A 13,132-nucleotide genomic window follows, 5' to 3' on the forward strand; every position below is an offset into this window, starting at 1 on the left:
AGCGCAGAGCGGTCAGGACGCGACTCTTTCGCGCGCCGGATGCCGTTGCCAACTGACGCTAGGCCAGCCTTTCTTTTCGGCAATCTGTTGTAGCGCGCGGCAGCCGTTGACGATCGTCGGATAGTCTACAAACTCCAGCAGCGGCAGGTCGAAGATAGAATCGCTGTAGGCGTAAGTCTTTTTAAACTGCGGCGTCGTCGGCTGTTGCAGCCATGACTCAAGGCGATGCACCGTGCCCTGATGAAACGTCAGTTCGCCGGTGGTCTCACCGGTAAAACACTGCCGATGGTCGTTGAATTCCGGCACGATGCCGAACGCGTGATCGATCCCCAGACGGCGCGCGATGGGCGTCACCAGATGCTCGCCCGAGGCAGAAATCAGGGCAATAGTGTCGCCACGTTCCTTATGCCAGGCAATCTGCTGCCGGGCCTGTGGATACAGCCTGGGTAAAATATCGCGATGCACGAAACGCTCAACCCAACCGGATACCGTACGGCGGTGATAACCGCTCATTGGCGCAAGGGTGAGTTTTAAATAACAGGCGATATTGTTGGGGTCTGGCGGGGAGTCTGCATAGTGAGTAACGGGGTGCATTTGTCGTTGGTGATGGTCTAAGCGTGCCGTCGTCGTATAGCCCTGAGAAACTAACCAATGTAGCCACAGGCTGGCACTGTCATCGCTAATCAGCGTTTTATCGAGATCGAACAGCGCTAAATCCATCACCCAGTTCCCCGTAAAATACGATGTCAATTCAGGTTAGCGGAAAAAATTGTGAAGCGTAAGGCGAAAAAGAAAAATTTTTGATGAAACTAAAATGAAGCTGTGCAGTGGAGCGGCAATGGTTAAAGGTTAAACAAGCCTTTGTGCGTCAGTGCGATTTTTGTCGTTGAATCGCATATGTTGATAAAACATTTAGATTTTTGGTGAGCTCTGCCGCTAAGCTGACTGTACAATCACCGCAGGGCGGAATTTTTCGGTAAAATTCGCTCAATTACGCGATCTGAGGCAGACAAAAGCGCAATTAAGTCTACTATTCAAAGAAACTTTACATTCGAGGAGTTTCTTCTCAAGCCATAAAACGGTATTTTTTATACCGATAAGTTCAAACCTGATTGAAAGATAACATAAATTTCAGTTACCCGGACAGAAGCGCTAATAACCTATGACAATTTCTTTCTTATCTAAACGGAACCTTCTTTGTACGTTCAGCGGCACCGTTTTGTTGCTAACGTTTCCCGCTGCACACGCCGACACTGCTCCAGCAAAACCGGTGGACATCGCAGCCTCTTCAACCCCCACTCCGGGTGCCCCGGCTTCTCCGCAAATTGACGCAAAATCATGGGTGCTGATGGACTACGGCAGTGGCAAAATTATTGCCGAGTCGCAGCCTGATGCGCGACTCGACCCTGCCAGCCTGACGAAAATCATGGTCAGTTATGTTGTCGGCCAGGCGCTGAAATCAGGCAAGATTCACTCCACTGACGTGGTGACCATCGGCAAAGACGCGTGGGCGACCGGTAACCCGGTGCTGCGCGGCTCGTCGTTGATGTTCCTCAAACCGGGCGATCAGGTGCCTGTTTCCGAGCTGAATAAAGGCGTCGTTATCCAGTCCGGCAACGACGCCAGCATTGCGTTGGCTGATTACGTCGCGGGCAGTCAGGACGCCTTCGTGGGGCTGATGAACCGTTATTCGCAGCAGTTGAATCTGACCAATACCCAGTTCAAAACCGTGCACGGTCTGGACTCTGACGGCCAGTACACCTCGGCGAAGGACATGGCGTTGCTCTCCCGTGCGCTTATCCACGATACGCCAGACGAATATGCGATGAACAAGGAAAAAGAGTTCACCTTTAACCGCATTCGTCAGGTTAACCGTAACCGCCTGCTGTGGAGCACTAACCTGAACGTCGACGGGATCAAAACCGGCTACACCTCAGGCGCAGGTTACAACCTGGTGTCATCGGCGGTTGACTCCAACGGGATGCGACTCATCGCCGTGGTGATGGGCGCCCCGAGCGATCGCGTGCGTTTCAGTGAGAGCGAATCTCTGCTTACCTGGGGCTTCCGTTTTTATGAAACTATCACCCCAATCAAGGCCGCCGATGCTTTCACCACGCAGCGCGTATGGTTTGGGGCACAGAAAACCGTGCCGTTGGGCGTAGCAGAAGATGCGTCGTTGACCTTCCCGAAAGGTCAGCTTAAGAACCTCAAGGCCAGTTTCACGCTGAACAACCCGCAGCTAGAGGCGCCGATTACCAAGAATCAGGTTGTTGGTACTATCGACTTCTCGCTTGACGGTAAGGTCATTGAGCAGCGTCCATTGGTGGCAAAAGAAGATGTGCCGCAGGGTGGCTTCTTTAGTCGCATCTGGGACTTCGTGATGATGAAGGTGAGCGGTCTTTTCAGTAAAGTATTCGGTAAATAACCGACTTTTCAGAAATACAAAAAAGGCGAGGAATCCATCCTCGCCTTTTTATTTGCCTGGATAAATGCGGCTTTTATTCGCGCACCCAGCCTTTACGAATGGGGAGAGCAAAGCTAAAGCGGTAAAGTTTCTCCATCAGCGCGCGGATTTGCATGCCAAACAGGTTCCATACCAGCTGTGAGAAAAGGCAAGCGAGCATGCCAACCAGCAGGCCGCCCAGCATATCCATCGGCCAATGCACGCCAAGATAAACGCGAGACCAGGCGATACCGGCACCGATAACCAGGAACAGCACGCCGGACCAGACGCGGTGCCAGAAAACGAAAGCCAGGGCGAAGGTAAAGATAGCGGTGCCGTGATCGCTCGGGAATGAACTGTCAGGAGCGTGTTGCAGGAAGGTATAACCAAAGCCTTCAACAAATGGACGGGCATGGGGAAACAGCTCGGAAAGCGTTTTTGCACAGGTCATGGCGAATATCAGCGCAATGCCAATTTTAGTGGCGAGTTCACGCTGCAAACTTATTGTTTGATTATTACCCCATAGCCATAGGCCAACGATGATAACCGGCACGATAAAAATCATGTCGTTCGCCAGGAAGAAGGCAATATCCAGCAGCCATTTCGGCGAAGCAGGTGTTGCATTAATCCAGGCGAACAGCAAGTGGTTAAGCTGTTCCATAAATACCCTCATCTTTTGGTCGGCAAAATAGGCGCCGAAAATTTTGTTACTGCAAGTTTACTGACATGCTGACCGTGAAAAACTTATTCAGTTCAACGTTAAGTCTTACCGAACCACGCGTAAAGAGTGTGACAATCAATAAAGCCGACTTATTTAACTTTCGTATAGGTAACTAACGCCCTTGATATTACAGGGAATAAATTAAGGAATACTTAAGGAGGGAGTTTACCGGTGATTTTCAATCGGGCTTGCAGGAATAGTCTTAATTTAACAAGAGTTTATCCATGGATTAAAAAGTGAGCAGAATAAGTCCTGCTCACTTTTATCATTTCATTACGCGAATACAAATTTAGAAGGCTATTGTTCAGCGGCAATGAAAGCCGCAGTGTCCATTACCCTGGCAATCGGCCCATTAAGGCAGGCATTGTGGTGAGCAATAATATCGGCCGCAGAAAGTTGTGCAGTATTAATACAGCTATGCCCATCAGAGATAAGAATCGGCTTAATACCCAAGGCGAGAGAAGAGCGACAGGCAGTATCAACACAGTACTGAGTTTTAAGGCCCACAATCACCACCTCGCCAATATGTTGCTGTTGCAGTATTTCGGCTAAATCGGTGCCATCGAAACAGCTGGCGCGAGACTTATCGACAAATTTATCGCGTGCGGCATCAAATTTTAATTCAGGCACAACGTTCCAGATCTTTTCTCCGGCGGCATAGGGCGAACCCGGCGGTCCCGCGTGGCGAATGAAGAATACTGGTAAAGCATGCTGATGAAAGTGTTCAATGAGCTGATTAATATTGTCGAGCAGAGCTTCACGCTGGAAGGGAAGCGGCGCGACGGAGCACTGGCCAATCTGCATGTCGATAACGAGCAGGGCCTGTTTGGGGGCGAGATTTTGCTGCATGGCGTTTCTCCTTGTTCTTTTCGTTAAAGCCGGAAAGGTCAGGGGGAAAAAAGCCCCGCCTTCTCCGGCGGGGCTCAGTTGCTTATACAGTCTGTAAACTTGTCGTTAACAGCGTAAGACAACCTGCGACCCACCCGATAGGGTAGTCGTTGTGGTGGTTGTCTGTGTTAGTGCGCTGTATATATTCATAAATCTAATATGTCATTGACTTATAACTTCGTCAATCAATATTACTCACGACAATCTGAAACATTTTTTTAACATTATTGTGACGTCGTCGGTCATTTCATTGACTTCGAGTGGAGTATTTATGGATTAAATTCGAGAAAATAAGTGAAGTAATGGAGAGGAGAAAGTTAATGGATATGAAAACGCTTGCAACCTACGACCGTGATGCGGCCGACTATGCGCAGGAATGGGAATCGCAGCCTGCAGGAGAGGACCTTCGTGACACGGTAAGAAAGTTTTTCACTCAGGGTCCAACTATCGACGTCGGCTGCGGCAGCGGAAGAGATGCCGCCTGGCTTAACGCTAATGGCTATCCAACGGTAGGCGTCGATGCGTCAAAAGGACTGCTGTTACAGGCTCATGAAATGCACCCTGAGCTCAGCCTGTTTCAGTCAGCGTTGCCAGAACTGGTCGGCGTGAAGGAGCAAAGTTTTGAAAATGTGCTCTGTGAAACGGTCATCATGCATTTGCCCATCGACTTGATAGAACCCTCAGTGCAAAAACTGCTGAGGCTGCTAAAGAGTCAGGGGATCTTATATCTCAGCTGGCGGGTAACCGAAGAGGAGGACAAACGCGACGAGCGCGGTCGTCTCTATGCGGCCTTTGACGAACGTATCGTTATAAACGGTCTTGCAGGTGCCCAGCTGTTGATGGATGAGAAAATTGTTAGCCAGTCCTCGGGCAAAATTATTCGCCGTATCGTTGTCAGAAAGAACTGAAAAAGGGAGGCCATCGCTGAGTGTTTAACTCATCTGACTATGGATGCCAGTATCACCGCTCGGCCTTTTTTCGAAAATTGCGGCTTTAAGGTCAACAAAGAGCAACGGCTCGAGGTGCGCGGTGCGCTAATGACGAACGTCGAGATAAATAAAAGGCTGACTGAAAGCGGATAAATTTCTGCATAAGATCTGAGGATCGGAGGGGGATTTGGGCTTATGCTTAAAATCCCCAGTCAACAAGGAGGTTAAGCGATGTATCAACTTTACTACTGCCGAGGCAAGGCCAGCCTGACGCCGCATATGCTGCTCGAAGAACTCGGAATACCCTTCGAGTTGGTTAACGTCGATGTCAAAAACAATCAGCACAAAAGCGCTGAATATCTGGCGCTTAACCCGGTAGGTAAAATTCCTTTATTGACCGACGGTGAGACGGTTATCTCTGAAACTGCGGCTATCTGCTTCTATTTGTCTGATAAAAACCCAGACTGCAATTTTGGTCCCCTCGTGGGTTCACCCCAGCGCGGTGAGTTTTATCAGTGGCTATTTTACCTGACTAGTACCTTGCAAACTGAGCTGATGACCTACTTTATGCCGCAAAAATATAGCGAATGTGGGAAAGCTGAAATCAGAGAGCAGGCCTGCAAAAATATTGCCGACACGCTGGACCTGATCGACAACAGGCTGCGCCGCAACAGGCAAGAGGGTAAAGGACCTTATTTTCTGGGGCAGGATTGCACGGTAGTGGATTTGTTTATTCTGATGCTTGCCCGCTGGACCCGTGATATGCCGTACCCGGCAAGAGCCAGACCGGACTTCGGAGAATACTTGCCGCGGATTGCCTACCGTCCTGCGGTCCAGCGTGCCTTTGCGACAGAGAAAATTGATGCCCCATTCTATTAACACCGGCAGGTCACCGGGCGAAGTCTGGGTTACTCGTCTTCGTCTGCCAGTCTTTCCTGATACTCGCTAAACGCCTGCATCACCGTTTCACGTTGTTCGACGTCTTCAAAGCAGGCTTCCGGAAGCATTTTGACCAGTTCGACCATGCGTCTTGCATAGCCGTGTTGGCTATGACCTTCCGGTAAGATACTGCTGGCGCGTTGGTACAACCAGTCGCTGTAAACCCAGGACTGCTGAACAATTTCGAGCAGTTCTTCGGTAATACGGTCACCCGTCACCTCAGGGATCTTCAGGTCTTTGGCCATTTTTTGGCTGTGATCTTCGATGGTCATGAATTGCAAAATGCGTTTAAGGTCGGTGACGACGGCGGCAAGGCGAATGTCACTGACGTCATTTTCGGCCGAAAGCTCGAAGGCGAGGGCGCGGATCAGCGTCTTCATTTTGCGCTTACGGTCCTTAAGCTGACGGAACTGCGAGAACCAGTAATTCAGACCTGACTGCCTGCTGGCGGCCTTCTGATACAGACGGCGAAGCTCACCGAGCGCACTGCGGTGGAGGCTGCCGAATTCCAGACTGCCAAATAATTGCAGTAGCCAGTCTTCATCATCCATCACCTTATTCAACGCCTGCTGCAGTTTTTTACGCCGTGATGGAGAAATATTCTCTTCGTTGAGCATGCTGCCCAGCATCAGCGCCATCTCACCGGCATCCATTTCATTGCGCTTCATCGAGTTGAGCAGGTCATCGACTTCTTCCGCTTCTTCAATGCCGCCAATCCGACTACGCAGTTCTTTAATCTCGTCTTCGCTGGCGGTGCCTGCTTTAACAAGTTTTTGCACCATGCTGCGCGGTCGAGAACGGTCTGTGCCTCCGGTGCCTCCCGATTGGCCGCGTCCACGTCCCGGCGATGAACCTATTGTAAAACCGATATTTTCCTGCGTCTCGTACATGGCTTCATCGGTAGGAAATGCGCCTTCCATCTCCATAAATTCCGGCTCAAGCTGGTTTTTCGCCATCTCCATAGCTGAATTGGCCGGCGTTACCTGCGTCGCCTTGATGTTCGCCGTTCTTAGAGGGGAATGATTAATCGTATGGGCGGCGATGTTCTGCGGCGCGTGAACCTGCGCACGAACGGTCGAGTGTTCAACCTTAATCTGCATAATAACCGTCCTCACGCATTTTCAGCAGCCGTGTAAGAATCGCGTCGAGCTGCTCTTCAAGATTGATCGACAGCGTCACCAGCGGTGTGACCAGCCGCGCCTCGCCCAGTCCTAGCTGCGGGTTCATTTTCACCGCCAGAGAGGGATAGGAGGCAAACGACTGGCGCAGTTCTTCCCACTGGTCAGGGCAGACAAACAGCGTACCGGCTTCCTGCTGCAGCATTTTATCGAGCACTTCACGCAGCCGATCGAGCAGTAGACGACAGCCGTCCTGCTGCAGGTAAAACTCTTTAAACACCTGAGCCAGGATATTGCGCATCTGAGGCTCCAGGCGTTGGATAATATCGCCCTCAAGCTCATGTTCACAAATAAGCCATTCCACCGCGTCTGCGACGGCGCTCTGGCGATGGGCCGGCGCGTCTTCCTCTGCCCACGCTTGCCCTTCCTGTCTTGCGGCCTCGCGTTCTTCGGCACACTGTTGCTGGATGTTGTCGAGATATTCCTCGGCACGGCTGCGCAGTTCTGCCGCCTCCTGATGAGCACGCTCAATGATATCGGCCGCCTGAATATATTCTTCCAGATTGCTGGCCGTTATGACCGGCCCGTGGTGGAAACATCCGGCGAGCTGTTTAACGACAACGTTTAGTCGGCTCATATAAAACGTCCTATACGCAGTAACCAGGGTATCGGCGAGCCCAGCGTTGGCACGACTTCACTTACCCCAGGCGGGAGAATAATTTGCATGGCGTTACAGACCTCGCAGTGCTCCGATGCGCTGCGCCACCAGGCCGTGCCGGTTTCCTGCGCCTGTTCAACCAAGGTTTCGGGGCTAAGGCTGGCAGGCCGTGGCGAGCTGAATTCGCCCAGCGCCAGTAGCTGATCGCAGCCGCGAGAGCCAAGAATGTCTGACAGCACGCGACGATAGTGGCCGATCATCAGGTAATCGGGGCAGGAGATAGCCAGCAACCCTAGCGCGGTGCAAAGCCCCGGCAGGCGGTCTTCCAGCTTGAGAAGCTTTAGCTGCTCCGGCGTCAGGGTAGAAGGCAGCGCTGACTGCGGAAACCCACGGCGTGTGGCAATTAGCCGGTCAAGCTGCGGGCGAGTGCGCGGATACTGCTGATAACTCTTTTGCCAGTCGGCCAGCGACAGCGACTGCCACCAGCCCTCGTCCATCCACGCACCGGCCTGCCACGCAAGCTGATGCAGGCGTTTTAACGGCTCGGAGAGGGCATCGTTCATGGGGTTTTCTTCCGACGCTGGAACGCCATCCATACCAGTCCCATCGCGGCGACCAGCAGGGCAGAGGCACCGCCAATCCACGGTGCCCATTTCTGCAACGCTGACCGCTCAACCACCGGCAGCGGACGCGCATAGCGATAATCAGTGGACTGTAGCACCACCGAGATATTCTCGGCGCGCAGGTTCGGTACCCCTTTATAGATAAGGTTTCTGATATCGCCTTCACGACTGTGCATATTGATGCCCGGCGTAAATTTGATAAACACCGAGGCGGAAGGGATCGGCAGGTCGCGGCGATTGCTGGAAATACTCTCGGCTATCGACACCTGCGCGCTCACCACGCCGTCCATCGCGCGCAGCATTTTTTCCAGCAGCTGTTCTTTAAGGTAGTTTATCTTTGCCTGTTCCTGAACCGGCGAAGTGACCAGCTGACCGGCCGGGAATATCTCATTCATGCTGTCGGTAGGTTTGGCGGGTAGCCCGTTTTGGCGAAGAACTTCTACGGCGTCTACGAACTGCGATTGTTCCACCTTGACCGTCACGCTGTCTTCTTTGACCACTTTCTTTTCGCTGTCAATGTTACGCAGCATCAGCAGGGCCAGCATCTGATTGGCGTCCGCCTCCGACAACCCGCTATAAAGTTCGATTTTACAGCCGGTCAGGCACAGCGCCAGAACTGCAAGCAGGGCATAGCGCCCGTAAGAACGTTTCATTGCATACTCGTCAACTTGTTAATGCCCTGAGAAAGTGAACCCGTGACTTTGGCTATCAGATCGACCTCAAGAATTTCTCTCGACATCGTCGACTGCACTTTCATCATCACTTCAGGGTTATTGATAACCTCAGCGGTTGAACGGGAGTTTTTGCTTGCCTGAACAAAGGAGGCACTTTTTTCCTGCAATCCCGTTGCGGCCATTTCTTCCGGGGTTTTATTTTCTTTGCCGAACAGGGCGCGGGAAAATGCCTCGATATCGGCGGCTTCTGGCACGGCAGAAACCGCTTCAGTAGCATCAAGGCTGGAGGTCATGGCGTTCATTGTGGCTGCGGTGATTTCCATTGATAAACTCTCTTTTGTTGGCAAACGAAATGGGGATTAGTGGGACAGTGCGCCGCGGGTTAACAGGCGACGTAATATTTCAGCATCTGGCGACGTATTACCCTTGAGGGACAACGCGGCGGCCTTGTTCTCGCCGAGGCCGATAAGCAGCGTGGCTTCGATAATTTTCTGCGCCTCATGGTTCTCGGTGAGCAGTGGCAGTGCGGCCAGAAGGGTACGTGCCTGGGTGTGAAAGCCGTGGTTCACGGCCATCAGGCTAGTTTCGACCATCAGTCGGCGGAGTGAAGCATCGAGCGGTATCATATTTTTTGAATAATCCCTGACAGCATATCTTTGACGGCGCGCATGATGGCGCTCTCATAGCTGACAAAAACCGAGTACTGCTGGATTGCAAACTGGGCTTTCAACATTTGCGCAGGGTCATTCATATCGCCGGCGGTAACCTTCGCCTGAACTTCATTACCTGCGCTCTCTACCAGCTGTGAAAGCTGATTGGTGACGGCTTCAATATCCATAGGTTTTCCTCAGATTCTGATTTCTTGGTGACTTTCTTGGCGTTTGTATTCCCGCACCTGTTTCGGATTGCAGCTGTAATGGCGGCGAAAGGTATCGGTGAAATGGGCATGATTGGAAAAACCACACTCCAGCGCGATATCAATGACCCGCAGCGGGGTAGTAATCAGCAGCTTTTTGGCATGTTCAAGCCTGCGCTCAAGCAGCCAGCGTTTGGCGGGTTTTCCATAGGTATCTTGAAAAAGTTGGTTAAATTTCCTTAAAGGTATGTCCAGCTCTTCGGCTAATTTGGCAATCGGCCACTGCTGAAGAAAGTTTTCTTCAATAAAATGACAAAACTCTTTGTTGCCGGAGACTCGTTGGCGAAGCAGCGCTGAAAAATAGGTTCTTTCGCGGCTGAGGCAATAGGTGTAACAAAATTGAAGAAAACTGTCTGCGGATAAAGTTGCGAGGGAATACAACACCTCTATAACAGCGTGTTCTGCACCTACGGTTTTTATTAATTCATGGTTCAGGGTTTGTTGAACGTTAGTATCAAGCAATTCCGTGACCGTTGAATAAAGCTGCTGCAAATCCGAACAAAAAAAATCCATAATAATGGTATTGGCGCTTTCAATCTTGCCAACCATTTGGGCATGATTATCGGTAATTATCAGGCTATTAGCCGGAAATGCATGCAGTCCTCCTTTATGAGAAAAGGATATCTCGCATTTGGTTACGATAAATCTTATTGCTGGCATCGTATTTTCCGTTAGTGAATTTCTAATACGATTTTATTTTCTTCTATATGCCATTTTGAAGACATCAGGTGTTGACCTGACATTGATTGAGCGCGAGCCGACCAATATTAATTTGCAATTAAAAAGTGCTGTGAGAAAAAACAGAAGTTTTTGCAGAAATCAGAAAGTTTGCTTTTTTTGAATCGCTAATATGGCTCCACTAGCAGCGCAGCAGGGAGCGAAATTATTTAGGAAAGCGTTGTGAGCAACATCTATCAATTAACAGGAAATAAGTAATGAGCCACATTGATACAGTAAGAGTAAACACAGCACAATCGACCGCCGTTGCGGATAAAAATGACGTTCAGAAGAACGACTATCTGATGGCGATGAAGAACCACTCCATCATGGGAGACGCAATGGTCACCATGGAAGAGATGATGCTGATGTTTACCGAGCTGGCTGCTAAGAAGTTTGAGCAGATGAGAGAGAAAACCAACGTTGGTCGTGACGCTTCCGATATGGCAACAAGAGTCGAGTCCGCTCTGGCAAATATTGCTACAGCAGACGGTACGGCTACCCTGGATCAAGACATTCTTGATTATATTAAAGACAACAACATTCTGGTTAACAACAAGCCGATTGGTGATTTCATCAACGGTGCTTCTAAACCAAAAGAGGCAGGCAAATTCGGCACCATGGACCAGACCAAGCCGGTAAACGGTGCTGCGGGTGACAATGCAGATAATGTTGCTGGCACACTCCCTACGGTGCCAAATGAAGGCACTGGCGCGATTAATTTAGACAAAAAAGCCCTGAAATCCATTCAGAGCACCCTGGAATCAGCCTCTACCCGTGCAACCGATTTTGTACAGCAAGATCAGTTGAAACTGCAGCAGCTTATGCAGAGCTTTAACACCGCGGTAGCCATGGCTAACGCCGTACAGAGCATGAACGCAGAATCGACTAAAGCAATCGCTCAGTCAATTCGTTAATAGCGTTTTGAATTAAAAGACGAGAAGTAAAAAGTAAATGTCCGCCGGTGTGGAATTCCCTGCCGGCGAAAAAAAACGGAAAGTAAATAAAAGGAATTACCATTATGACCACCATCACCAACGAAAATATCAGTGCATTCAGCGCTGGCGAAGTACCCGATTCAAATAATGAAAAGAATGACCTCGACTATCTCAAGGCGATGAAAAATCACTCGATGATGGGCGGCGCGATGGTCACCATGGAAGAGATGATGCTGATGTTTACCGAACTTGCGCAGGGTAAATTTAAGCAAATGCAGGACAAAACCGCAGTAGGCCGTGACGCCACCGATATGGCTAACCGCGTTGAAGGGATTATTGCCAAAGTGGAAGGTGATAAAAACGGAAAGATACCGGCGGACGTTCTGGAATATATGGATAAAAACAATATTCTTATCGCTGGAAAATCGGTCAAAGACTATGTGCTTGCCGCGACGAGCATCCCGGCCAAGAAGACTGAAATTAATAATGCTCAGGGTAAAGTGAATACCGCAGAGAAGGCTCTCGCGAACGCCAAGACCCCCGCTGAGGTAGAGAAAGCAACCTCAGAGCTGAAAAGTGCTAAAAAAGGCCTTTATGAAGCTTTGACTAAAGTGGAATTTACCAAAGCCGAGATGGAAGAAATTAAAGGCGCGCTCGAATCCACCGCCACCCGCGCCACCGATTTTGTACAAAGCAGCCAGCTAAAATTACAACAGCTAATGCAGAGTTTTAACACTGCGGTAGCGATGGCCAACGCCGTGCAGAGCATGAACGGTGAATCAACTAAATCAATTGCTCAGTCGATTCGTTAATTAATCAAATAATAAATATTGGTTGGCGGAAGGGAAATTCCACCAGCGATTAAAACACTTAAAAGGAATTACCATTATGACCACCATCACCAACGAAAATATCAGCGCATTCAGCGCTGGCGAAGTTCCACAATCCAATGATGAAAAGAACGATCTCGACTATCTCAAAGCGATGAAAAACCACTCGATGATGGGTGGCGCGATGGTGACCATGGAAGAGATGATGCTGATGTTTACCGAGCTTGCGCAGGGTAAATTTAAGCAAATGCAGGACAAAACCGCGGTAGGCCGTGACGCCACCGATTTAGCCAACCGCGTTGAAGGGATTATTGCCAAGCTGGGAGATGACAAAAGTACGGCAGTACTTCCGAAGGACGTTATCGACTATATGGAGAAAAATAATATTCAGATTGCGGGTAAATCTGTTAAGGAATATCTCGCTTCTGCAGGTGGCAGTGGAGCTAAACTTGATAAAGCCCAGCTCGAAGAATTTAAAGGCGCACTCGAATCCACCGCCACTCGCGCCACCGACTTTGTGCAAAGCAGCCAGTTAAAATTACAACAGCTGATGCAGAGTTTTAACACTGCGGTAGCAATGGCCAACGCCGTACAGAGCATGAACGGTGAATCAACTAAATCAATTGCTCAGTCGATTCGTTAATAATGTCTCGTAATTGAAAGTTATAAGTAAAAATTAATCAAAAGCCGGTGCGGTATTACCCGCCGGTAAAATAAATGGAAAGTAAATAAAAGGAA

Annotated in this window: 17 protein-coding genes and 1 pseudogene; 7 read left to right on the forward strand and 11 right to left on the reverse strand. The window is 50.0% G+C overall.

Annotation, left to right across the window (positions count from 1 at the left end):
- Nucleotides 1-12 precede the first annotated feature (12 nt).
- Complete coding sequence (locus tag BS640_RS06215) at nt 13-720, reverse strand: HAD family hydrolase (RefSeq protein ID WP_017490936.1); 708 nt, start codon at nt 718-720, stop codon at nt 13-15.
- Between the two features lie 442 nt (nt 721-1,162).
- On the opposite strand from BS640_RS06215, the gene BS640_RS06220 reads away from it, so the two are divergent.
- On the forward strand, nt 1,163-2,425 hold the full coding sequence (locus BS640_RS06220) for a serine hydrolase (RefSeq protein ID WP_026110400.1): 1,263 nt from the start codon (nt 1,163-1,165) through the stop codon (nt 2,423-2,425).
- Nucleotides 2,426-2,498: 73 nt separating this feature from the next.
- Here BS640_RS06220 and ybjG read toward each other — a convergent pair whose 3' ends face one another.
- Together ybjG and BS640_RS06230 are read right to left on the reverse strand one after the other, a co-directional pair.
- Nucleotides 2,499-3,104, reverse strand: a complete 606-nt coding sequence (gene ybjG / locus BS640_RS06225; protein WP_017490934.1) for an undecaprenyl-diphosphate phosphatase — start codon at nt 3,102-3,104, stop codon at nt 2,499-2,501.
- 357 nt (nt 3,105-3,461) lie between these two features.
- Complete coding sequence (locus BS640_RS06230) at nt 3,462-4,013, reverse strand: isochorismatase family protein (RefSeq protein ID WP_017490933.1); 552 nt, start codon at nt 4,011-4,013, stop codon at nt 3,462-3,464.
- A 359-nt stretch (nt 4,014-4,372) separates the two neighbouring features.
- Between BS640_RS06230 and BS640_RS06235 the strand changes: the two genes are divergently transcribed.
- The 3 genes and pseudogenes from BS640_RS06235 (at nt 4,373) to BS640_RS06245 (ending at nt 5,860) form a co-directional block, all read left to right on the forward strand.
- The gene (locus BS640_RS06235; protein WP_017490932.1) at nt 4,373-4,960 is read left to right on the forward strand and encodes a class I SAM-dependent methyltransferase; all 588 of its coding nucleotides are present in this window, start codon (nt 4,373-4,375) and stop codon (nt 4,958-4,960) included.
- Between the two features lie 27 nt (nt 4,961-4,987).
- Nucleotides 4,988-5,134: pseudogene (locus BS640_RS22325) on the forward strand (GNAT family N-acetyltransferase); the annotation flags it as partial.
- Between the two features lie 78 nt (nt 5,135-5,212).
- Complete coding sequence (locus BS640_RS06245) at nt 5,213-5,860, forward strand: glutathione S-transferase family protein (protein WP_084912190.1); 648 nt, start codon at nt 5,213-5,215, stop codon at nt 5,858-5,860.
- Between the two features lie 29 nt (nt 5,861-5,889).
- Here the strand turns inward: BS640_RS06245 and sctW are convergent, their stop codons facing one another.
- Genes sctW through BS640_RS06285 form a run of 8 tightly spaced genes read right to left on the reverse strand, consistent with a single transcriptional unit; the run spans nt 5,890 to nt 10,569 of the window.
- On the reverse strand, nt 5,890-7,020 hold the full coding sequence (gene sctW, locus BS640_RS06250) for a type III secretion system gatekeeper subunit SctW (RefSeq protein ID WP_017490929.1): 1,131 nt from the start codon (nt 7,018-7,020) through the stop codon (nt 5,890-5,892).
- On the reverse strand, nt 7,010-7,675 hold the full coding sequence (locus BS640_RS06255; protein WP_017490928.1) for a hypothetical protein: 666 nt from the start codon (nt 7,673-7,675) through the stop codon (nt 7,010-7,012). Before BS640_RS06255 ends, sctW begins: the two co-directional genes overlap by 11 nt.
- A complete protein-coding gene (locus tag BS640_RS06260; RefSeq protein ID WP_017490927.1) occupies nt 7,672-8,259 on the reverse strand; it encodes a type III secretion system domain-containing protein in 588 nt (195 codons plus the stop codon). Before BS640_RS06260 ends, BS640_RS06255 begins: the two co-directional genes overlap by 4 nt.
- On the reverse strand, nt 8,256-8,972 hold the full coding sequence (gene sctJ / locus BS640_RS06265) for a type III secretion system inner membrane ring lipoprotein SctJ (protein ID WP_017490926.1): 717 nt from the start codon (nt 8,970-8,972) through the stop codon (nt 8,256-8,258). The genes BS640_RS06260 and sctJ overlap by 4 nt, the downstream gene beginning before the upstream one ends.
- Nucleotides 8,969-9,316 carry a type III secretion system inner rod subunit SctI gene (gene sctI, locus BS640_RS06270; RefSeq protein WP_017490925.1) on the reverse strand — a complete coding sequence of 116 codons (348 nt, stop codon included), beginning with the start codon at nt 9,314-9,316 and terminating at the stop codon, nt 8,969-8,971. The genes sctJ and sctI overlap by 4 nt, the downstream gene beginning before the upstream one ends.
- Before the next feature lie 36 nt (nt 9,317-9,352).
- Complete coding sequence (locus BS640_RS06275; RefSeq protein WP_017490924.1) at nt 9,353-9,619, reverse strand: EscG/YscG/SsaH family type III secretion system needle protein co-chaperone; 267 nt, start codon at nt 9,617-9,619, stop codon at nt 9,353-9,355.
- Nucleotides 9,616-9,831, reverse strand: coding sequence for a type III secretion system needle filament subunit SctF (gene sctF, locus BS640_RS06280; RefSeq protein ID WP_017490923.1), 216 nt, complete (start codon nt 9,829-9,831; stop codon nt 9,616-9,618). Before sctF ends, BS640_RS06275 begins: the two co-directional genes overlap by 4 nt.
- 9 nt (nt 9,832-9,840) lie before the next feature.
- Nucleotides 9,841-10,569: a helix-turn-helix domain-containing protein gene (locus BS640_RS06285; RefSeq protein WP_084912191.1), complete on the reverse strand. Its 729-nt coding sequence runs from the start codon at nt 10,567-10,569 to the stop codon at nt 9,841-9,843.
- Between the two features lie 275 nt (nt 10,570-10,844).
- Here BS640_RS06285 and BS640_RS06290 point away from each other — a divergent pair, with 275 nt between their 5' ends.
- From BS640_RS06290 to BS640_RS06300, 3 genes are all read left to right on the forward strand, one after another.
- A complete protein-coding gene (locus tag BS640_RS06290; protein ID WP_017490921.1) occupies nt 10,845-11,543 on the forward strand; it encodes a hypothetical protein in 699 nt (232 codons plus the stop codon).
- A gap of 104 nt (nt 11,544-11,647) precedes the next feature.
- On the forward strand, nt 11,648-12,376 hold the full coding sequence (locus tag BS640_RS06295; RefSeq protein WP_084912192.1) for a hypothetical protein: 729 nt from the start codon (nt 11,648-11,650) through the stop codon (nt 12,374-12,376).
- Between the two features lie 76 nt (nt 12,377-12,452).
- On the forward strand, nt 12,453-13,037 hold the full coding sequence (locus tag BS640_RS06300; RefSeq protein ID WP_017490919.1) for a hypothetical protein: 585 nt from the start codon (nt 12,453-12,455) through the stop codon (nt 13,035-13,037).
- Nucleotides 13,038-13,132 lie beyond the last annotated feature (95 nt).

It is taken from the genome of Rouxiella badensis (genome assembly GCF_002093665.1).
Lineage (GTDB): Bacteria > Pseudomonadota > Gammaproteobacteria > Enterobacterales > Enterobacteriaceae > Rouxiella > Rouxiella badensis.